The organism is Mesorhizobium shonense (assembly GCF_040545255.1).
Classification (GTDB): domain Bacteria; phylum Pseudomonadota; class Alphaproteobacteria; order Rhizobiales; family Rhizobiaceae; genus Mesorhizobium; species Mesorhizobium shonense.
Genome location: NZ_JBEPLM010000015.1, coordinates 84,311 through 101,400, shown reverse-complemented (window position 1 = coordinate 101,400; position 17,090 = coordinate 84,311). Strand labels below are relative to the sequence as shown.

Sequence of the window (17,090 nt, the reverse complement as noted above, 5' to 3'; positions counted from 1 at the left end):
AGGCGCGGCGTCGGGCCCTGACTTTTTCTGGGATGGTCGAAGATCAGGCGTTGAACCGGTCTATAGTCGAGGCGGGGGTACGCGGGTGGCAGATATCGTCTCAACCAGGATCAGTGCGGAGCCTGCGGGGTCGGCAGGACGCTTGCGGTTTTTCGCATTGATGGCGGATGCCGGTATCGCGCGCCGTTCCTTGCCACAGCTCGGGAGTATTCTGGCGGCAGCGCTGCTCGCGTCGACCATGCTGGTGCCGACGGCCACCGCAACTCGCGCGGCGTCGGTCTTGCCGGAGCTGCGAGACGGATTCGACCGGTCAATAGATCCCGTAGCCCAAATGCAAAAGGGCAAGCGCATTCTTCTGGTCCAAGCCGCAGGCGGAAATGGCGGCAACGGGGGAAACGGCGGCAATGGCGGCAATGGTGGCAATGGTGGTGCCGATGGAAACGGCGGCAATGGCGGCGCCGGGGGAAACGGCGGCAACGGTGGAAATGGCGGCAACGGAGGGAATGGCGGCAACGGGGGGAACGGCGGCAATGGTGGCGCCGGTGGAAATGGCGGCAATGGCGGTGCCGATGGAAACGGTGGGAACGGCGGTTCCGGTGGTAACGGTGGGAACGGCGGCAACGGCGGCGCCGGTGGAAATGGCGGCAACGGCGGCGCCGGCGGTAATGGCGGCAATGGCGCCGGTGGAAACGGCGGCAATGGCGGTGCCAATGGAAACGGCGGGAACGGAGGATCCGGTGGTAACGGTGGCTCCGGCGGCAATGGCGGCAACGGCGGTGCCGGTGGAAATGGCGGGGACGGCGGGAACGGAGGCTCAGGTGGGAACGGCGGTTCCAGCGGCAATGGCGGCGGCTCCAGCCATCACAACACCACCCATTCGGACGGCGCCCGTTCCTGCGGAATCTCCCAGAGATCGTCTTGCTGACGCGGCCTGACCGTAAAGCGCGTCGCGCTACGGACCGGTGCGGTAAGCGAAATCGTCGATCGCGGCCTGCCAGTGATGCTGTGTCCGGATCTCGAGCCGCGTGATGCGCATGTAGTTGGCCGCGAAGTAGACCGGACCGCTCGCGGACAGCACAACCTGATCCTCATATGCGGGCTGGTCGCCCCGCCAGGCCTTGAGGACAAGCGTCTCGCCCTCCGCGTCGTTCCAGCCGGCGCCGAAGTAGGCGCCGGTGAAATCGAACGGCTTGTCGCTGAACGCCTGCGCAGGGTGCCCCGAGCTGTTGTAGGCGATGAATTCGCCCGACATGGTCGTGTTGACGTAGCCCGGGCCGTCGGTGAAGCGCTGGTGCATGGCAACGAGATTGTACCAGTCGAGCCCGCCATAGCCGGATGGAATTTCGAACACGCCCGACGTCGTCAGCAGGTCGTCGAAGCCGACGACATGCTGTTCGGGCAGCGGCTCCTCGGCAGGTCCGCCATTGCCCGAAAACGCGGAGAGAACGACCGGCGCATCGCCGACCACAATTTTCCGCCGCTGTGTCGCCCCGTCGGCCGAAACGTCGACCAGCCATTCGCCGGGCGTCGCGGGTGCGCTGAACCATCCATCCGGCTCAACGCTGGCAGCGGCGGTGACTCCGTCCGGCCCGGTGAGGGAAATGCGCGACCCGGCGGCGACCGCGCCGCTGATCGTCAGATCTGGCGCAAGCCCGACCGGGCGCGTCGTAGCGCGTGCGATCATGTCGCCTGGCGAACCAGGTGAAACGACATAGTCGCTTTCCTGCGACGCGTTCCCGGTGGTGATGGACCAGCCTGGCGGAGGCACGACCCGGAACGAGTAATGTCCGGGATCGACGACCTCGAGATCGCGCTGGGTAACCGACATCCGGAAATTGGCAAAGCCGCCGGCATTGGTCCACCTCATCGCGGTGTCGCCATTCGGCTTGCCGAGTTCGACCGCCACATGCGGCATCGGCCGGTCGCCGAGGTCGTAGACCCCGTTCCTGTTGAGGTCGCGGAACACGAGGATCGACGTGTTCATCTGGCCACCGTTGAAGGAGCCCCATGCGCGCTTGGGATAATAGTCCTTCGCACCGCCGGCACGCGCCGCGTCGCAGAACATGGCCAAGCCGATTGCCGGCGCGACGACGAGGGCGCCCAAAAAGAACAAACCGCGCGTCACGAAATTCCCTCTCTGGCGGCCAACCCGATCCCCTGGAGTCGCGCGATGACCTTGTCGACTGCATCCGCATCGAAATAGGCAAGATAGAGCAACGCCATGGTGGCGCTGAACGTATAGACCGGCAGCGTCACATAGATGATGGCGTGAAAGACCAGGCCCGGCAGGACGAGATAGCGCCTTGTCCGACGAAACGGCAGGCCGAAGGCAAGACAATATTCGAGCGCGACCACGGCGGGAGACACGATCGTGGCGAGCCAGGCAAGGCCGGCTGGATGGTCAGAGCCCGCGTAATACCAGAGGAATATCTGCTCGATCCGCGCGCCGCTGAGAAAGGCGTAGGTCGTCTTGTCGAAGGCGGCGAAGAAATAGAGCACCGAGAGCTGCATTACGATCAGTCGCAGCCCCCAAAGATTGCCGCGTTCCGCTGGCGGCGGATGACCCGAGCGTTCTGCGCGGATCACCGCCAGGTAGCGATCCAGCGAATACGAGCGGCCGCAGGGGGTGAGCGCGATGAGCAGCGCGGCGATGGCAAGCAAATAGGCATGATGGTGGGTCCAGGGCTCGCGACCAAGCTGGTGGCCGAAATAGTAGTACATCGCCAGCCCGACCGAGCCCGTCCAGAGAGCGGCGATGCGGCTATGATAGCCGACGAAGAGCAGCGCTGTGGCGACGAAGAAGTTGACTGCCAGAAACAGACCGATCGGCGATTGGTCCCTATAGAGCAGCAACTCGCCCGCCCAACGCGACCAGAACAGCATTGCCAGGCCGATGCGGACCAACGCGGACGAACGCGACGAGCCCTCCGTACCAACCGCCCAGTCAACGAAGCGTGCCGCCATGGCGCGCATCGGACGCCAGCCGGGCCGGTCACTGATCGCGTCAGTCGGCACAGGCATTTTCGGCATCGGTGTGGACGGTCTGCCAGCCACTGCGCGCGGCCTGCCGCGCGCGGACACGGATGTCGGCGCCCTGCCCTGCGGCCGTACAGAGCCGCTTGATGACGGAAGCCAGTTCGTCGCGGCTTTCGATCCGCTTCAGCCTGCCGTTGCGAGGAGCGCCGAGCATCTCGAACCGGTCGAGCGGGACAAGCGCGCCGTCGGGGCGGCGGATCTCGAAGGAAGCGTCGATCACGTCGAGCCCAATCGCACTAAACATGGTCCAGGAGCGCAGCAGCGCCGTTCGTACCCCGAAGACCTGCTCTGCGGCTGGACCGGCGATCATGAACGCGGCGATCGCCATGAATGCGAAAAACCGTAAGCGCCCTGCCGACACCCGCCCGGCAGGCTCCGCACCGATTCTGGCTGAGACGACATCCGCCACCCGCGCACCCCCGTCCCGACTATAAGCCGGTCCGACGCCCGTTCTTCGATCATCCCAGAAAAAGTCAGGGCTCGACGCCGTGCCTGTGGGAGATACCTGGGTTCCCGCAGTTGCCGCGGAGGACGGGGCAAACAGAAGGGAGGCGCGAAGAACGCCGCGGCCGGTATTCGGACGTCAGTTCAGGCCAGGCTCCGCACGGGCAGCCGGCCCGGGTTCCCGCGCCGCCTCTTCCTTCTCCGCGTCGGCCTTGCGCTTCGGGCATTCCTCGAAATCATGGTCGCGGCCGCCGCAATAGGAGCAGCATTTGGCAGGCTTGTCGGGGTGGAGCATCGAGGCCATTCCCAAGAATGCACGAAAAGGTGTCCGCTTGCAGCAATTGCGTGAAACCGCAACCGCCGTTCAGCCCCATGCCCCGATATGTCTTCGCGCAGTTCCAGGAGCTCGCCGCTCGCGCGGCGGGCCCCCGTTCAATCACCGCTCACGCATGCGCGTGGGGGTGACGGAAGTCCCAGACGGCCCAGGCCGATGCCGCGAGCACAAGCACGCCGAGGACGACGTGCGTGAGCATCACGTTCCTGTCTGCTGCAAATCCCAGCAGCCAGGGCGACACGATCAGCCAGAGCCCGAGGACCATATTTACCCATTCTTCCCATTCGGCGAACACCGAAAGCGTCGCGAGCGCCAGCGCGCCGAGTGCAACGCCGACAATCCAGGCGTTCCACGCGGGCACCATTGCCGCGGTGAATCCGATGACCCAGGGTGAGATGAACAGGCAGATCGCGAGGACGAGATTGATCCAGTCCTGGCTCTTTCTTCCTTCCATCAGTTTGCTTGGCATGACAACCTCCATGGAGCTTGACAGAAGCAACTGCACAAGCGTGCACAGCGCACGCTTAATTAATTGATGTAATACTCTTTTACGGACCTGCAAGGAGGCCGCGGCCAGGCGTCGTTTCCGGATTGAAGATGCCTGGAGGGCTGAAAACGGCCTTCAGAGGCTGAAATCGCTTTCGGTGTCCGTTCCGAGCTGCGGCACGACGATGGCCTCGAGCGGCGCCGTCAGCGACCATTTCAACGCACCGGGCGAGCGTTCGAGGCTGGAGGAGCCGCTGAGCGATTGCGGCGCCACCCGCTCGAGCACCACCGTGCCGAAGCCCTTGCGCGCGGTCTCATCCGGCTCGCCAGTGCCGGTATCGCCATTCGACGCCTCCTGCCAGACCAGGTGAAACCGGCGCTGGGCCTGCGGCCCGGTCTCGACCGTCCAAGTGATCTCGACGCGGCCGCCCTCGCCCGCCAGCGCGCCATATTTTGACGAGTTGGTGCCGAGTTCGTGGAAGGCCATGCCGAGATTCTGCACGGCATTCGACTGCAGCGTCAGCAAGGGACCGGAGAGCGAGATGCGCTCCTCATGGCCGAACGGTTTCAGATGTTCCTGGATGAGGTCGAACAGGCTGGCGCCGGCCCATTCCGAAGTGACCAGGAGATCGTGCGAGCGCGACAGCGCCATGATGCGCGCGCGGATCATGTCCTCGAATTCGCCGGGGTTGGCGGAGCGCTTGTTGGTTTCCCTCACCATCGACAGGATCACCGCGAACTGGTTCTTCACGCGGTGGTTTACCTCGCGCATCAGGAGCCGGATGCGACGCTCGCTCTCTTTGGCGGCGCTGATGTCGCGGGCGATTGTGGACGCACCGACAATCTCGCCGGAACTGTTCCTGATCGGCGAAACCGTAACTGAAACCGCGACCAGCGAGCCATCCTTTCGCTTTCGCGTCGTGTCGAAACTTGCCACTCCCTCGCCTTTGCGGATTCGGCCGATGATGTCGCTCTCCTCGTCGTGCAGATGCTCTGGGATAAGGTGCAGCATGGATAGGCCGACAGCCTCCTCGGCGCTGTAGCCTAGCATGCGCTCAGCCGCATGGTTCCAACTGGTAATGATGCTGTTGAGATCCTTGCTGATGATGGCGTCGTAGGAGGAGTCGACGATGGCCGCCAGCCGCGCATTGGCAATGGTATCTGCTGATTTCCCGCCCCCGGATTTCACTGATTCGCCCCGGATATCGCCATCGGCATTAGCTAGCGCGGCCGGGGACCAAGGCAAGCGCCTAAGCCTTGGAACGGTCGGGATTTTCGCCGTTACCTATTTCGGGAGCCAGCACGCCGAAATCCTGTGACTTCACCCCCGCCTCGGCGGTCAGGAAGCCGTCCGACGCAAGACCTCGGCGCAGCAATTCACGCACCGCGGCCGAACGGCTGGGCATACGCTTTTCAAAACGCCAGTTTTCCAGCGCTGCCAGCTCTTCGTCGGTCAGCATGATCTGCAGCCGCTGCGGGCGCTCAAGCTCAGCCACTTTGCCTCCTTACCAAAATACGGGAATGAGTAAGTGTCTCACTTTGAGTAAAAGTAGGGTCGGCTGCATGAAGCGTCAAGGTAGGGCGATGTGTGAAGGGAGACCCATGCTAACGAAACCCATGATGCTGCAAAACCTCATTTGACATATCATACTAACTTACTGATTTTCTTAATTATTTTTGCTTTTCGGTTTGCCGTTTTCGCTGATCGAGCGCATAGTGGGCGCAGAGGGACAAACCCCCACGAAAGGAGGGTTTTCCAATGTCACGAGGATTTTCGGATCGACTGCGCGAGGACGCCCACTGCAAGGTCCGGCATGCCCTGTGGGAAGACGGGATCGTCAACATCATCCAATTGTCGGAAGAAATCAGGCTCATGAACCTCGACGAGAACGTCGCCCGCGAGGACATCGAAAGCCTGGTGATGCAGGTGACCCAGCTTTATGGCGCGGCGATCGAATTCGACGAGCAGGCGCGGACTGCCCTCGACCTGCCCGACGCCTGTCCGGCTGACAGCCGCAACGACCTGGAAAAGGCGCTTAACGAGCGGACGCCGCCGGAGGTTCAGGTCGACCTGCTTCATTTGGACTCGAAAGCCTGAGCGGCGGATTCCAACCGGCCGAGTGCCCAGGCGGCTACAGCGCTTTCCGCCGCCTGATCTCTCTCGATCCATCAATTTAGAAGCCCGCCCCGGGGGGGGGGAGAAATCCGAGGCGGGCCGGATCGGGTTCTGGCTACCCGTCCTTCGGCGCGCGCTTCACAGAAGAATGCGGGGACTGCGCGCCATACTGCAGCAACAACATTAGCGACGTCTAAATGTTCCCTCGCCATGTCAGGAACCTCGGGGCAGTGCCGCCGTTAGCTTCCAAGCAAATGAAGGAGGTGGCACCATGGATTGGAACCGCGTCGAAGGAAACTGGAAGCAGGTCAAAGGCAAGGTCAAGGAACAGTGGGGCAAGCTCACCGACGACGACCTCGACCGGATTGCCGGCAAGCGCGACCAGCTGGAAGGCATGATCCAGGAACGCTACGGCATCGAGAAGGACCGCGTCCGCCGCGACATCGACGAATGGGCGAGCCGCCAAGGCTGGTAGCGTCCGCCCTGAGCCGCAGCCTCAGGCCGGGCTGCGGCGCCGAAAGCAAGGAATTTTTGATTTCAGAACAATGACGCTATATTAGTTGACTAAATGATTCATGGCGCGGTGAACCGATGGCCAAGAAGAAATCGAGACAGGCCTTGTCCGCCATTGCCGCGGCCTCTCGAGCCGAGGCTACCGAGGCAATTTATTTTGCCCGCAAGTGCGGCCTCACCCCTGAAGAAGCGCTGCGGATGATGCGCGAAGCGCATGAGGCGGAGCATAAGGCTCCGGACAGCGGAAAGCGGAAGCGCTAGCCGTGGTGAAAGTGCTTGGCCGGTGCGGCCGCTGGCCGTCAGGGTCAAGCCTCAAACGGCTCGCTCGCTGTTCCCCCACAAGCCCGTCTTCGGCCCTTTTTGGCAACTGCAAGACACGGCAAAGGTGTCAATAACAATTGATCGTCTCGGGCGGATCGTGTGTAAAAATTCTTTCCGGAACAACTCGCTGCCGCCGCTGTTGTTGGATGATCCAAACCAACAGGAGATCAACACATGGCGACGACGAAGGCGGCCTCGAAGAAGGGCCTGAACGAACTTTTCCACGACACGCTGAAGGACATCTACTTCGCCGAGAAGAAGATTCTGGCGACGCTTCCCAAGATGGCCAAGGCGGCGCAAAGCGATGACCTGAAGGCTGCCTTCGAAAAGCATCGCGCCCAGACCGAGGAGCATGTCGCGCGCCTGGAGGAAGTGTTCGAGGTGATCGACAAGAAACCCGTCGGCAAGACCTGCGCCGCCATCATGGGCATCACCGAGGAAGGCGCCGAGATCATGGAGGAATACAAGGGCTCGCCCTCGCTCGACGCCGGCTTGCTGGCGGCCGCGCAGGCGGTCGAGCATTATGAAATCTCGCGCTACGGCACGCTTCGGACATGGGCGTCCGAACTTGGCCTGACCGAGGCTGTCAACCTCCTCGACAAGACGCTGGGCGAAGAGAAAGAGACGGACGCAGCACTCACCGAGCTTGCCGAGTCGGCCGTCAACATAGCGGCTGAAGCGGCTTAGGGCGGAAGGCAGGGTCCTCCCTCAATTCTGTCTTCCCCGAGCCCTGGGGATTCACATCCTTGGGGCTCATGCCTGCAATTGGGATCGTCGCATGGAAAAAGCATTCAACCGGATGGCGGAGGCCGTCGCGCGCGCCACCGGCAGGCCTTGGGCCTTCGCTCTGTGCCTGGCATCGGTTGTAATCTGGGGAGGAAGCGGGCCGGTGTTCCACTACTCGGAGGCCTGGCAGCTCGTCATCAACACCGGCACCACGATCATCACCTTCCTTATGGTGTTCCTGATCCAGAACACGCAGAACCGCGACGGGGCGGCCATCCAGGCAAAACTTGACGAGCTGATCCGTTCGGGCCACGCCGAGAATGACTTCATCGGTATCGAGCACCTCACGGAGGCCGAGGTCGAGGAGTTCCGGGCTCGCTGCGCCGAAGCCAAGAGAAGGCGGATGGCCAACGTCTAGGGCTTCCGAGCCAAGCCTCAGGAGGCATCCAAGTGCGAGCCTCAGCATGTCACTCGGCTCGCCGCGGCGGAGGATGGGAGGAACCGGCCTGACAAAGCGAAGACCGGGTTGCTTGGCCGTTGTGCGAATCCCCCAGGGCGCTGCGGCGGCTCGGTTATGTCGGCTTGTCGACCAGCGGAGTTTTCCGCTTCGGCAAAACGTAGGGCGTTACCAGCCGTAAGGTGTCCATGTTCACCGTCACCGGCACACCCAGATTCACCGTCACCAGATCGCCGTCAATGTGAGTGACGTCGCCGATGAGTTCCATCGGCTGGCCTTTCTTTGCCTGTGACGTGCGGTCGACGATCGAATGCGGGAAGCCATAGGATGGGATCGAGACGCTGACACGGTCTTCCGTGACGCGCCGACGCACGGTTGCTGCGATGGCGACCTCGTCGCCAATGTTGATGCCCTTCGCCATATCACGAGTCTGGCGCGGCAAGAGGCTTCGTCAAGAATTAGCTGAAACTAATACAGGAAAGTGGGTGGTCGGCCTTGAAAGCCGGCGGCCCAGCGGCTCTTTGGAGGGGGACTCGGGGGCGCCGCTGAGCCTAACCGACAGCTGGGGTAGAGCCACCGGCTGGCACGGTATTATAATCCTTTTTTATTAGCCGTAGCTAATTTATTTATTGAAAGGCTCTTGCCCCATCCGCCCCTGGGTAGGAGTGCGGCCGATCCTGCGCGCCGGGAACCGGTGCCGCTGCAAGGCAAACTTCAAAACGGGTTGGTTCTGCCTCGAAGAAGTGTGGACCAGGCATCACGGCTGAAACGCCTTGGGCAACTCAACCCCTCCGCCGCCAAACCTGCGAGACCAGCAGCGCGATCAGACTGCTGAAGACGATCCAACCGCGAACCTCGCTGTCGGAGACCGCGGACCGCGAGCCGACCGTGGACCCGCGCTGAACCTGCTGGGCTGATCGATTCCGAGACGGCGCCACTAGCGGCGTGAGGTCCTGCCGGCTGCCGCTCCGTACCGAATAAGCTCGGGTGATCTCGGCGCCGAAGAAAAAAATCTGGGCCGAGTAGTAGACCCAGACCAGCACCACCATCAGCGCGCCGGCAGCGCCATAGGAGGTGGCGATGGCGCTGGTGCCGATATACCAGCCGATGAGCGATTTGCCGATGGTGAACAGCAGCGCGGTGACGACCGAGCCGACCGCGACGTCGCGCCATTTGAGCCTGCGGTCCGGCAGAACCTTGTAGATTGCCGCGAAGAGCAGCGCGATCAGCACGAAGGAGACGATGGTGTTGACGGCACTGACGATCAGCTCGCCAAACGGCAGGCGTTCGTTGATATACTCGCTCAACGCCGAGATCGCCGTGCTTGCGGCGAGCGACACCAGAAGCATGAAACCAAGGGCCGCCACCAGGCCGAGGCTCGCCGCCCTCGCCCGCACCAGGCGCGAAAGCGAAACGCCATCGGGTTTGACCTTCCAGATTTGGTTCAGCGACTGCTGCATCTCGCCGAAGACGCCGGAGGCGGTGACAAGCAGCGCGATCAACCCGATGATGGTGGCAAGCGTGCTGGACCCGCGATGCGAGGCGGTCTCGATCGTCGCCTTGAGGAGATCGGCGCTCTGCGGTCCCATCACGCCTGAGAATTCCGCCGAGAGCGCGAGCTGGGCGGCGTCGTTGCCGATGACGATACCCGCGATCGCCACGACGATCAGAAGGATCGGCGCCAGCGAGGTCGTGGCATAGAAGGCCATCGCCGCGCCATGGCTCAGCGCATTGTCGTTGAGGTAGCCGGCGACGCCCTCCTTCAGCAGGACCCAGGCTTCGTGGAACCAGCGCCGCATATCTATCACCGTCTACCCCGGACGGGAGATGCAAGTTCGGATACTGGACGTTCTGCCATGCGTTGCCCACGTCCGAATTGAAGCGGGCCGGATGGGACAAGAGCTCGACTGCCTTTTCGTTGGCCAGGGTATGAAGCCGGAAAAACCACCCTGTTCTCTTTGCCACCAGGTCCGGCTGACGCGGCCCGCCGAGGTCAATTCGGCAACGGCCTGATGGTTCCGCACTTCGGGACCGGGAGATCGGGCGATACGGCAGAGCATGCCGACCCCCGTGTCCAGGCACGAAAAACCGCCCCGGATGGGAGAAACCGGGGCGGCAATTGTGGAAGGTAGTTCGGGTGTCCGGGACTACCAGACAGTAACTCGCCTGGCCTTGAAAAGTTTCGAGCCAGGCCCGACCCGGCGTTCTATTTTGGCGTCTGCGGTGGCAACTCGCCCGGCTTGATTATCGGCATCTGGCTGTTGTCAGCCGGCGGAACGGTGGCGTTCTTGTCGCCGGTGGGCGGCGGTTTCAGCACGCCGTTGCAATTGTCGAGCGTTTCCGACAGATCGTTCGCGTTGGCCTGCTGCTTCTGCTGCGGGTCCTTGGTGTCGGGCTTGGCCTGGCAGTCCCCTAGTTGTTGCAGGTCGGGGATGAGTTGCTGGTCCATCGGCTGATCGGCCGTCTGCGCCGCAGCCGGAAGCGCCGACATCAGGACGGCGGCAAGTGCGAGAAGAATTTTCTGCATGGGATCCTCCTCATGAGTAACCCCCGATGATCGGCAGGATCTCGCCGGTGATGTAGCTGGAGCATTGCGGCGAGGCTAAAAACACATAGGCCGGCGCGATCTCCTCTGGCTGGGCGGGCCGCTTCATCGGCGTCTTGGCGCCGAACTGCGCGACGTCCTCGGCCTGCTTTTCCGACGGGTTGAGCGGCGTCCATACCGGACCCGGCGCCACCGCGTTGACGCGGATGCCCTTGCCGATCAGGTTGCCGGAGAGCGCCCGGGTGAAGGCGTGGATGCCGCCTTTGGTCATCGAATAATCGACCAGGTCCTTCGAGCCCTCTATGCCGGTGACGGAGCCCGTGTTGATGATCGCCGAGCCCGGCTTCATGTGCGGCACCGCTTCCTGCGCCATATGGAAATAGCCATAAAGGTTGGTCTTCAGCGTGGTATCGAAATGCTGCTCGGTGAGGTCGACGAAATCGGCTGAATGCACCTGGAAGGCGGCGTTGTTGACAAGCACGTCCAGCTTGCCCAACGCCTTCACTGTCTGTTCCACCGCCTTGCGGCAGAAGGTCCGTTTGGAAACATCGCCGCGAAGCGTGACGCAGCGCCTGCCTTCGGCCTCTACCGCTGCTTTCGTCGCTTTGGCGTCGCGATCCTCGCTGAGATAGACGATGGCTACATCGGCGCCTTCGCGTGCGAAGAGCACAGCGACAGCGCGGCCGATGCCGGAATCGCCGCCGGTGATCAGCGCGACCTTGCCTGCGAGCTTGCCCGAACCCTGCCAGAACGGCGCATCGTAGAGGGGCGCCGGCACGATCGCCCATTCCTCGCCGGGCTTTGCATGGTGCTGCTTCGGGAACGGCGGCACCGGATATTCGCGCGCGCCGGCCTGCATGGGGCCGTGCGATTTGCCGTTGAGCTTTGCGCGATCGGTGGCATCGACCTTGCGCTGCACGCTGCGCTGCCGGCTCGCCGTCTGCGCGCTGTCGGACTTCGTTCGAGTGTCGGTCGGCATCGCCATCTCCTTCTCGATAGACAACGCATGCCGGTGGAAAAGGTTGGCTTTCGTCGGGTCGGCCTTGGCCGCGCAGCCAAGACGCGCACTACATCAAAGTTAAATGCGGGCGATCGCCATAGTTGCTAGTCGATCGTTGTTTTGGGGGGACTCTGCAGCAGGAGAGTTCCATGGACTTTCGAAATCTGATCGGCAAGCTCTCGACGGCATTTGTGCGCCAGCGTGCCGCCGTGACAATCGCCCCTCTTCGGCCGATCCGGGCCTCGCTCGCCAACGTGCCGCTGAGGGTGCGTCCGCGCCCGCCCCACCTTCCGGCGCCGCCCATCCGGCCGGCGAGCAATATGTAGCTCGCGCCCCTGCAGTTGCCTTGGTCGACCGGATGCAACCGGCCGGCGGCATCTTCGTTTATGGCGATCCCAACTCTGGTGGTGGCAACATGAAATCCTTTCGGACGACCAATCCCGTTTTCATCCTGGCGGCGGTGATGCTGACCGCGGCGCCCTTCGTCGGCCTCGCCTGGCGTGTTCATGAATGGCTTGGATGGTGACGAAAAATGAGCCGGTTCCTGCCGCTCACTATCCGCTTCGTCAACGGCGGCTCGATGGTGGTTTCATCGATTGCCGATGCAAGGAAGGCGCTGGAGGGAAGCTGGAAAAACAAGGAGGCGCCGGACTATCTCGCGGCGTCGCGGCTGGTGGACGACGCCATTGCGGGCATCTGCCGGCCGGCTGTTGCTTTCGCCGCCTTCAAGAAGGCGGCCGCGCAACAGGGCCTGTTGAAACCGGTCGATCCCAGCGCCGCGCTCTCCATGCTCGACCAGATTTCGTCGCGCGACCGCAAGAAGCCGCCAGGCTAGATTGTTTTGACGCAATTCCGGACGGAGGCTACGGCGAAGTCACCGAGCCCAACCGTTACACACTTTTCCTGAAATGCTCTGAAGCGCGCCCTCACCTCGGCTCGTTGTTCATGCTGAGATAGGTCGGGTCGAATTCCGCGATCGCGACGAGACGCTCCCAGTCGAGGATCGCGACCATGTGGTTGACCCAGCTGATCACGTTCATGCGCCGCAGCGTGCCGATGACCCTGTTCATGTGCACGACCGAGAGTCCGAGCACATCGGCGAGCACAGCCTGCGACAGCGGCAGATGGAAGCTCATGCCATGGGTTTTCTTCACGACCTGAAGCCTGACGAACAACTCGCAGATGAGATGCGCCAGATGCGAGGTCTTGGAGCGGCGCCCCATGGCCACGATCCACTCGCGGTGGATGGCGCCGTCGACAAGCGTGTCCAGCCACAACAGCCTGGTCAGATGCGGCGCCTGCTCGGTTATTGCACGCAGCTTGCCGTGATCGGCTGCCACCACATGACAGGGCGAGAGCGCGATGATGCCATGGTCCATGGTCTTCAGAAGAAAGGCATGGAGGTCGACGAAATCGCCTGCCACTTGCAGTGAGGTGAACTGCCGCCCGCCGTCCTCGAGTACCTTGTAGCGTGCGGCGAGCCCGTCCACGATGAGCGTGCTGGAGGTGGGCCTCGACCCTTCCTGGACGATATCCTCGCCGGTGACGAAATATTTCTCGACCGACATTGCGCCGCTCAACAAGCTCTTCTCTTCGTCCGAAAGGGCATCGTGCTGGCCAAGGTTGAGAAACAGGGATTCCAGCATTCTGGCTCTTCTGTCCTCCATTCGCAAAAGCTAACGTTGGAGGGTCGGGCCGGTTGCAGACGACCGGTCATGACAGTAGCCATAACTGAGCCGACGCAGGCGGATTTCCCTTCAGAACCAGCCTCTTGGACAATGATCGCGGCCGTGAACTGGACGTCAAAACTGCCGGGGATCGTAGTACCGATGGAACGCTTCTGCTTCGACTTGTACAACACCGAACACCCAGATCGACGCCGAAGGACAACTTCTTCCCACCCCGAGCGGGCCGGGGTGGAAGGGTTGCGGATCCTGCAGGATGTCGCGCCCGACGAAATACCGGGGCGATCGTCTCAAGATCGCCGTCAAAGCGCGGAACGAAAAAAGAGACCAGATGTTCGAGGCGTCCCTACACTCGATTCCGCCCGGTTCGAACATCGCAAGGCGTCGGCCGAGCGAAACCCTTTCCGCGAGCGGTCATAGCAACCATACTCGGCCTCCGCCGTTCCGCCTGCCGGAGGCAAAAAACATGTTCGACGATTTCGAAATCGCCGAGGTCGATACGGGCGAGGCACGGTTATTCATCCGCCGCGCCGGGAGCGGTCCGGGGCTGCTCCTGCTGCATGGCTTTCCGGAAATGCATCTGATGTGGCGCGACGTGGCGCCGAAGCTCGCCGACCGCCTTAGCGTCGTCTGTGCCGACCTGCGCGGCTACGGGAAAAGCTCCTGTCCGCCGTCCAGCCCGGATCATGCTCCCTACGCAAAGCGCGCCATGGCTGCCGACCTTGCGGCGCTAATGACGAAGCTCGGCTTTTCCCGGTTCATGGTTGCCGGGCACGATCGTGGTGGCCGCGTTGCCTATCGGCTGGCGCTCGACCATCCCGACCGCGTCGAGAAACTTGCTGTGCTCGACATCATCGCCACCGCCGATGCCTGGGACCGAACCGATGCCAGGCTGGCGCTGGGCTACTGGCCATGGTCGCTGCTGGCGCAGCCCGAGCCGCTGCCGGAGGCGATCATGGCGGCGGCCGCGGATGCGATCGTCGACAATGCGCTGGAAAGCTGGGGCTCCTCGCCTGCCGCCTTTCCCGCCGAGGTCCGGCAGGCTTATGCCGATGCCTTGCGCGATCCGGCTCATGCGCACGCCATCTGCGAGGAATATCGTGCGGCAGCGACGCTCGACCGCGAGCATGACCATGCGGACCGGGCAGCGGGCCGGCGCATCGCCTGCCCGGTGCTGGCGCTATGGAGCGGGCATGGCGCGCTGGCCGAATGGTACGCGCAAGAAGGCGGGCCGCTGGCGCTGTGGCAGAAGTGGGCCGGCAATGTCAGCGGCGGAGCGATGCCCGGCGGGCATTTCTTCCCCGAGGAGGCGTCGGCCGAGACGGCAGCGGCGCTGCGCGCCTTTTTCCAGGCGAAATAGTTGCGATGCCTGAACGGGCGACCGGCCGCTATAAGCCGTAGGCCAGGGTGAGATAGATCGCCGGCGCAACGATCAGGCAGAGCGCCATCACGATCACCACGGCATTGCCCAGGCGCTCGGCGCGCCTGGCAATGTCGGCGACGTCGTCATCGTCGACAATGAATTCGAGGATCGAGATATCGGCCAGAGCGGAGAGATGGTTGTCGTTTGCGGGATGGCTTTCAGCTTCTCGCGATTTGGACTTGGCAGAAATAAAGGTCAAAACGTCGTCTCGCTTCCGAAACCGGCAACGCGGCTTCCTATTCGGATGGTTCTTGGGTTCCGACGGTATTGGGTGCCCGCCTTTTGCGCGGAAATAGCGGGCACCCAAAATGTGCCGACGACGGAGGGGGGTTCCACCGACGACCGCCCACTAACTCGAAGCTTCTGCTTTGGTTGCCGCCGCCGGCCCAATGCGCGGGCCGCTCGGACTTCAGTCGCAGGGGCCTTTCGGACCGGTGGCCCCGGGCATGAGGCGCCCAAGCGGTTCGGCGCCACACCCGAGAGCTTTGCGGGCGTCGCCCCTGGAGCAATGCCTGGAAAAATGCGCAACAGTCATCTCTGTCCGAAATTGCGTAACGGCTCCGGCGCTGCTCCTCCTGCAATTGGAACTTCTTCCCCTTCTTCCGGTTCCTCAAAAAGCACGCGGTGGCCGGCCGCCGCCAGCAGGAGGTTCAACGGAGGCAGCGATGTCCGTGCACACACTTCACCCCGAGCGCGTCGACGAGGCACGCATGCATGCCTATTCGATCTTTGCTCCGCTGCTGATCCATTCGCTGATCCAAAGGCTGGCGGGCCGCCAGGGCATGCGGGAACTGGACAAGCTCGAGACGTCGCTCGTGCGCCTTGTCGAGGAAACCGTCATCGCCGCGCCGGATGGCGAGGCGATGAAGGAGTTCGCGGTCGAGCTCATTGTGTCGACGCTGCGCAATGTGCGCGAACATCCCGATGCCAAGCACGATCTGGAAGAGATCGACGACCGCCGCACGGCAGGGCGCTCGGAGATTCCGGAGACGCTGGAGGAGCAGCTGCAGTCCGGTCTGGAGGACAGTTTCCCGGCGAGCGATCCGCCGGCGGTCGTTTCGACCGCCATCACCGGCGGCTCGAAGAACATCGTCGGAACCGATGAGGTGCTGCGCCGCAAGAAGGCGGCACGCCGCAAGCAATCGGAGACGGCAGGCTAGTGGCAGCTCACCAAAGGAGACCTGAGATGAACAGCAAAATCCCGCACCGCCCCGGTGCCGCCCACGCACCGCCTTCGGACACCTTGCCGACCAAGGGTGGCGACGACCCGGACGTGCGGTTCCTGGCCGAGAATACCGACCTCTCGCCGAAGCAGGCGCGCGAGTTGATCCGCGAGCACGGGCACGACCGCGACAAGCTGCTCGAAATCGCACGCACCATGAAGGCCGAGGGCTGAGCGCCCCTCTGAAAAGCGAGGCAGACAATGAGCAACTCACCACGCCCGGGACGCCCCGGAACAACCGAGCAATGGCCGCGCTGGGAGGGACCGAAGGGGAACCGCCCTCCCGGTTATCTGCCGCCAAAGGACGATCCCGACAAGAACCGCGATGCGGCCGGCGAGACCAACGAGGACCCTGAGCGGTCCAACCTCGGCGACGCCGGCAAGAAGAAGGGTAACTGAGGCCGGTCGTAGAACTTCACTCAGTGCAACAAGGAGAAGAAAAATGCCACGCGGAGACAAATCGAAATACACCGACAAGCAGGAACGCAAGGCCGACCACATCGCCGAAGGCTACGAGAAGCGCGGCATCTCGGAGAAGGAAGCCGAGCGGCGCGCCTGGGCGACCGTCAACAAGGACGATGCCGGCGGCAAGAAGGAAGGCGGCTCCGGCCGTGGCAAGCACACCGGCAATCCGGCGGCGCACAAGGGCGGCCGGATGGGCGGCAATGCGTCGGGCGAGCGCTCTGCGGCGGCGCGTTCGGCCTCGGCGAAGAAGGCTGCGGCTACCCGCAAGCGCAATGACAGCCACGCGCATCATTGACAGGCGTTGGAACTGCTGTTCT

Annotated in this window: 27 protein-coding genes; 14 read left to right on the top strand and 13 right to left on the bottom strand. The window is 63.0% G+C overall.

All coding sequences use genetic code 11. The annotated features are described in order from the left end of the window. Positions 1-377 precede the first annotated feature (377 nt). Positions 378-935 carry a hypothetical protein gene (locus tag ABID26_RS29265; protein WP_292374796.1) on the top strand — a complete coding sequence of 186 codons (558 nt, stop codon included), beginning with the start codon at positions 378-380 and terminating at the stop codon, positions 933-935. 17 nt (positions 936-952) lie between these two features. On the opposite strand, the gene ABID26_RS29260 is transcribed toward ABID26_RS29265, so the two are convergent. The 7 genes from ABID26_RS29260 to ABID26_RS29230 form a co-directional block, all read right to left on the bottom strand. Beyond that, complete coding sequence (locus ABID26_RS29260) at positions 953-2,125, bottom strand: hypothetical protein (protein WP_292374794.1); 1,173 nt, start codon at positions 2,123-2,125, stop codon at positions 953-955. Continuing rightward, positions 2,122-3,021 (bottom strand): HTTM domain-containing protein, encoded by a 900-nt coding sequence (locus tag ABID26_RS29255; RefSeq protein ID WP_292345436.1) that lies wholly within the window; start codon positions 3,019-3,021, stop codon positions 2,122-2,124. The genes ABID26_RS29260 and ABID26_RS29255 overlap by 4 nt, the downstream gene beginning before the upstream one ends. Then, positions 3,005-3,445 carry a hypothetical protein gene (locus ABID26_RS29250; protein WP_292374792.1) on the bottom strand — a complete coding sequence of 147 codons (441 nt, stop codon included), beginning with the start codon at positions 3,443-3,445 and terminating at the stop codon, positions 3,005-3,007. Before ABID26_RS29250 ends, ABID26_RS29255 begins: the two co-directional genes overlap by 17 nt. Positions 3,446-3,619: 174 nt before the next feature. Next, positions 3,620-3,775, bottom strand: coding sequence for a hypothetical protein (locus ABID26_RS29245; RefSeq protein ID WP_189521234.1), 156 nt, complete (start codon positions 3,773-3,775; stop codon positions 3,620-3,622). 148 nt (positions 3,776-3,923) lie between these two features. Continuing rightward, the gene (locus ABID26_RS29240; protein WP_126100731.1) at positions 3,924-4,283 is read right to left on the bottom strand and encodes an SPW repeat protein; all 360 of its coding nucleotides are present in this window, start codon (positions 4,281-4,283) and stop codon (positions 3,924-3,926) included. A gap of 153 nt (positions 4,284-4,436) precedes the next feature. Then, the gene (locus ABID26_RS29235; protein ID WP_126100732.1) at positions 4,437-5,489 is read right to left on the bottom strand and encodes a sensor histidine kinase; all 1,053 of its coding nucleotides are present in this window, start codon (positions 5,487-5,489) and stop codon (positions 4,437-4,439) included. 61 nt (positions 5,490-5,550) lie between these two features. Then, on the bottom strand, positions 5,551-5,796 hold the full coding sequence (locus ABID26_RS29230) for a hypothetical protein (RefSeq protein ID WP_126100733.1): 246 nt from the start codon (positions 5,794-5,796) through the stop codon (positions 5,551-5,553). A gap of 263 nt (positions 5,797-6,059) precedes the next feature. On the opposite strand from ABID26_RS29230, the gene ABID26_RS29225 reads away from it, so the two are divergent. The 5 genes from ABID26_RS29225 to ABID26_RS29205 all read left to right on the top strand — a co-directional run bounded on the left by ABID26_RS29225 (position 6,060) and on the right by ABID26_RS29205 (position 8,394). Next, positions 6,060-6,398 carry a hypothetical protein gene (locus tag ABID26_RS29225; RefSeq protein ID WP_126100734.1) on the top strand — a complete coding sequence of 113 codons (339 nt, stop codon included), beginning with the start codon at positions 6,060-6,062 and terminating at the stop codon, positions 6,396-6,398. A gap of 289 nt (positions 6,399-6,687) precedes the next feature. Next, on the top strand, positions 6,688-6,891 hold the full coding sequence (locus tag ABID26_RS29220; protein ID WP_126100735.1) for a CsbD family protein: 204 nt from the start codon (positions 6,688-6,690) through the stop codon (positions 6,889-6,891). Between the two features lie 116 nt (positions 6,892-7,007). Further along, complete coding sequence (locus ABID26_RS29215) at positions 7,008-7,190, top strand: hypothetical protein (protein ID WP_292304913.1); 183 nt, start codon at positions 7,008-7,010, stop codon at positions 7,188-7,190. Positions 7,191-7,424: 234 nt separating this feature from the next. Next, positions 7,425-7,937, top strand: a complete 513-nt coding sequence (locus ABID26_RS29210; protein ID WP_126100737.1) for a YciE/YciF ferroxidase family protein — start codon at positions 7,425-7,427, stop codon at positions 7,935-7,937. Positions 7,938-8,028: 91 nt separating this feature from the next. Beyond that, positions 8,029-8,394, top strand: coding sequence for a low affinity iron permease family protein (locus ABID26_RS29205; RefSeq protein ID WP_292304914.1), 366 nt, complete (start codon positions 8,029-8,031; stop codon positions 8,392-8,394). A 154-nt stretch (positions 8,395-8,548) separates the two neighbouring features. Here ABID26_RS29205 and ABID26_RS29200 read toward each other — a convergent pair whose 3' ends face one another. The 4 genes from ABID26_RS29200 to ABID26_RS29185 form a co-directional block, all read right to left on the bottom strand. Beyond that, positions 8,549-8,854 (bottom strand): hypothetical protein, encoded by a 306-nt coding sequence (locus ABID26_RS29200; protein WP_292304915.1) that lies wholly within the window; start codon positions 8,852-8,854, stop codon positions 8,549-8,551. Between the two features lie 361 nt (positions 8,855-9,215). Then, positions 9,216-10,232, bottom strand: a complete 1,017-nt coding sequence (locus ABID26_RS29195; RefSeq protein WP_292345442.1) for a YihY/virulence factor BrkB family protein — start codon at positions 10,230-10,232, stop codon at positions 9,216-9,218. A gap of 407 nt (positions 10,233-10,639) precedes the next feature. After that, positions 10,640-10,960 carry a hypothetical protein gene (locus ABID26_RS29190; RefSeq protein ID WP_292305048.1) on the bottom strand — a complete coding sequence of 107 codons (321 nt, stop codon included), beginning with the start codon at positions 10,958-10,960 and terminating at the stop codon, positions 10,640-10,642. Between the two features lie 10 nt (positions 10,961-10,970). Further along, a complete protein-coding gene (locus ABID26_RS29185; RefSeq protein WP_354417248.1) occupies positions 10,971-11,957 on the bottom strand; it encodes an SDR family oxidoreductase in 987 nt (328 codons plus the stop codon). 170 nt (positions 11,958-12,127) lie between these two features. Between ABID26_RS29185 and ABID26_RS29180 the strand changes: the two genes are divergently transcribed. Genes ABID26_RS29180 through ABID26_RS29170 form a run of 3 tightly spaced genes read left to right on the top strand, consistent with a single transcriptional unit; the run spans position 12,128 to position 12,813 of the window. Beyond that, the gene (locus ABID26_RS29180; RefSeq protein ID WP_189521235.1) at positions 12,128-12,304 is read left to right on the top strand and encodes a hypothetical protein; all 177 of its coding nucleotides are present in this window, start codon (positions 12,128-12,130) and stop codon (positions 12,302-12,304) included. A gap of 20 nt (positions 12,305-12,324) precedes the next feature. Next, positions 12,325-12,504: a hypothetical protein gene (locus ABID26_RS29175; RefSeq protein ID WP_354417246.1), complete on the top strand. Its 180-nt coding sequence runs from the start codon at positions 12,325-12,327 to the stop codon at positions 12,502-12,504. A gap of 6 nt (positions 12,505-12,510) precedes the next feature. Next, positions 12,511-12,813 (top strand): DUF982 domain-containing protein, encoded by a 303-nt coding sequence (locus ABID26_RS29170; protein ID WP_126100743.1) that lies wholly within the window; start codon positions 12,511-12,513, stop codon positions 12,811-12,813. Between the two features lie 91 nt (positions 12,814-12,904). Here ABID26_RS29170 and ABID26_RS29165 read toward each other — a convergent pair whose 3' ends face one another. Beyond that, positions 12,905-13,624, bottom strand: coding sequence for a Crp/Fnr family transcriptional regulator (locus ABID26_RS29165; RefSeq protein ID WP_292304990.1), 720 nt, complete (start codon positions 13,622-13,624; stop codon positions 12,905-12,907). 505 nt (positions 13,625-14,129) lie between these two features. On the opposite strand from ABID26_RS29165, the gene ABID26_RS29160 reads away from it, so the two are divergent. Then, positions 14,130-15,023 carry an alpha/beta hydrolase gene (locus ABID26_RS29160; protein ID WP_126100745.1) on the top strand — a complete coding sequence of 298 codons (894 nt, stop codon included), beginning with the start codon at positions 14,130-14,132 and terminating at the stop codon, positions 15,021-15,023. A gap of 28 nt (positions 15,024-15,051) precedes the next feature. Here the strand turns inward: ABID26_RS29160 and ABID26_RS29155 are convergent, their stop codons facing one another. Continuing rightward, positions 15,052-15,285: a hypothetical protein gene (locus ABID26_RS29155; protein WP_126100746.1), complete on the bottom strand. Its 234-nt coding sequence runs from the start codon at positions 15,283-15,285 to the stop codon at positions 15,052-15,054. Positions 15,286-15,751: 466 nt separating this feature from the next. On the opposite strand from ABID26_RS29155, the gene ABID26_RS29150 reads away from it, so the two are divergent. Genes ABID26_RS29150 through ABID26_RS29135 form a run of 4 tightly spaced genes read left to right on the top strand, consistent with a single transcriptional unit; the run spans position 15,752 to position 17,068 of the window. Then, positions 15,752-16,246 carry a hypothetical protein gene (locus ABID26_RS29150; protein WP_126100747.1) on the top strand — a complete coding sequence of 165 codons (495 nt, stop codon included), beginning with the start codon at positions 15,752-15,754 and terminating at the stop codon, positions 16,244-16,246. A 26-nt stretch (positions 16,247-16,272) separates the two neighbouring features. After that, entirely contained in the window at positions 16,273-16,482 is a 210-nt protein-coding gene (locus ABID26_RS29145; RefSeq protein ID WP_126100748.1) for a hypothetical protein, read from the top strand. Between the two features lie 27 nt (positions 16,483-16,509). Next, on the top strand, positions 16,510-16,707 hold the full coding sequence (locus tag ABID26_RS29140; RefSeq protein ID WP_292302750.1) for a hypothetical protein: 198 nt from the start codon (positions 16,510-16,512) through the stop codon (positions 16,705-16,707). A gap of 43 nt (positions 16,708-16,750) precedes the next feature. Beyond that, on the top strand, positions 16,751-17,068 hold the full coding sequence (locus tag ABID26_RS29135) for a plasmid stabilization protein (protein WP_126100750.1): 318 nt from the start codon (positions 16,751-16,753) through the stop codon (positions 17,066-17,068). The last annotated feature ends 22 nt before the right edge of the window (positions 17,069-17,090 follow it).

Excerpts from the sequence above, each read along its gene's own strand:
- ABID26_RS29265 (WP_292374796.1), top strand. The coding sequence starts at position 378 with ATGGCGGCAACGGGGGAAACGGCGGCAATGGCGGCAATGGTGGCAATG.
- ABID26_RS29255 (WP_292345436.1), bottom strand. The coding sequence starts at position 3,021 with ATGCCTGTGCCGACTGACGCGATCAGTGACCGGCCCGGCTGGCGTCCG.
- ABID26_RS29245 (WP_189521234.1), bottom strand. The coding sequence starts at position 3,775 with ATGCTCCACCCCGACAAGCCTGCCAAATGCTGCTCCTATTGCGGCGGC.
- ABID26_RS29240 (WP_126100731.1), bottom strand. The coding sequence starts at position 4,283 with ATGCCAAGCAAACTGATGGAAGGAAGAAAGAGCCAGGACTGGATCAAT.
- ABID26_RS29225 (WP_126100734.1), top strand. The coding sequence starts at position 6,060 with ATGTCACGAGGATTTTCGGATCGACTGCGCGAGGACGCCCACTGCAAG.
- ABID26_RS29220 (WP_126100735.1), top strand. The coding sequence starts at position 6,688 with ATGGATTGGAACCGCGTCGAAGGAAACTGGAAGCAGGTCAAAGGCAAG.
- ABID26_RS29215 (WP_292304913.1), top strand. The coding sequence starts at position 7,008 with ATGGCCAAGAAGAAATCGAGACAGGCCTTGTCCGCCATTGCCGCGGCC.
- ABID26_RS29210 (WP_126100737.1), top strand. The coding sequence starts at position 7,425 with ATGGCGACGACGAAGGCGGCCTCGAAGAAGGGCCTGAACGAACTTTTC.
- ABID26_RS29205 (WP_292304914.1), top strand. The coding sequence starts at position 8,029 with ATGGAAAAAGCATTCAACCGGATGGCGGAGGCCGTCGCGCGCGCCACC.
- ABID26_RS29200 (WP_292304915.1), bottom strand. The coding sequence starts at position 8,854 with ATGGCGAAGGGCATCAACATTGGCGACGAGGTCGCCATCGCAGCAACC.
- ABID26_RS29195 (WP_292345442.1), bottom strand. The coding sequence starts at position 10,232 with ATGCGGCGCTGGTTCCACGAAGCCTGGGTCCTGCTGAAGGAGGGCGTC.
- ABID26_RS29190 (WP_292305048.1), bottom strand. The coding sequence starts at position 10,960 with ATGCAGAAAATTCTTCTCGCACTTGCCGCCGTCCTGATGTCGGCGCTT.
- ABID26_RS29185 (WP_354417248.1), bottom strand. The coding sequence starts at position 11,957 with ATGCCGACCGACACTCGAACGAAGTCCGACAGCGCGCAGACGGCGAGC.
- ABID26_RS29180 (WP_189521235.1), top strand. The coding sequence starts at position 12,128 with ATGGACTTTCGAAATCTGATCGGCAAGCTCTCGACGGCATTTGTGCGC.
- ABID26_RS29170 (WP_126100743.1), top strand. The coding sequence starts at position 12,511 with ATGAGCCGGTTCCTGCCGCTCACTATCCGCTTCGTCAACGGCGGCTCG.
- ABID26_RS29165 (WP_292304990.1), bottom strand. The coding sequence starts at position 13,624 with ATGCTGGAATCCCTGTTTCTCAACCTTGGCCAGCACGATGCCCTTTCG.
- ABID26_RS29160 (WP_126100745.1), top strand. The coding sequence starts at position 14,130 with ATGTTCGACGATTTCGAAATCGCCGAGGTCGATACGGGCGAGGCACGG.
- ABID26_RS29150 (WP_126100747.1), top strand. The coding sequence starts at position 15,752 with ATGTCCGTGCACACACTTCACCCCGAGCGCGTCGACGAGGCACGCATG.
- ABID26_RS29145 (WP_126100748.1), top strand. The coding sequence starts at position 16,273 with ATGAACAGCAAAATCCCGCACCGCCCCGGTGCCGCCCACGCACCGCCT.
- ABID26_RS29140 (WP_292302750.1), top strand. The coding sequence starts at position 16,510 with ATGAGCAACTCACCACGCCCGGGACGCCCCGGAACAACCGAGCAATGG.
- ABID26_RS29135 (WP_126100750.1), top strand. The coding sequence starts at position 16,751 with ATGCCACGCGGAGACAAATCGAAATACACCGACAAGCAGGAACGCAAG.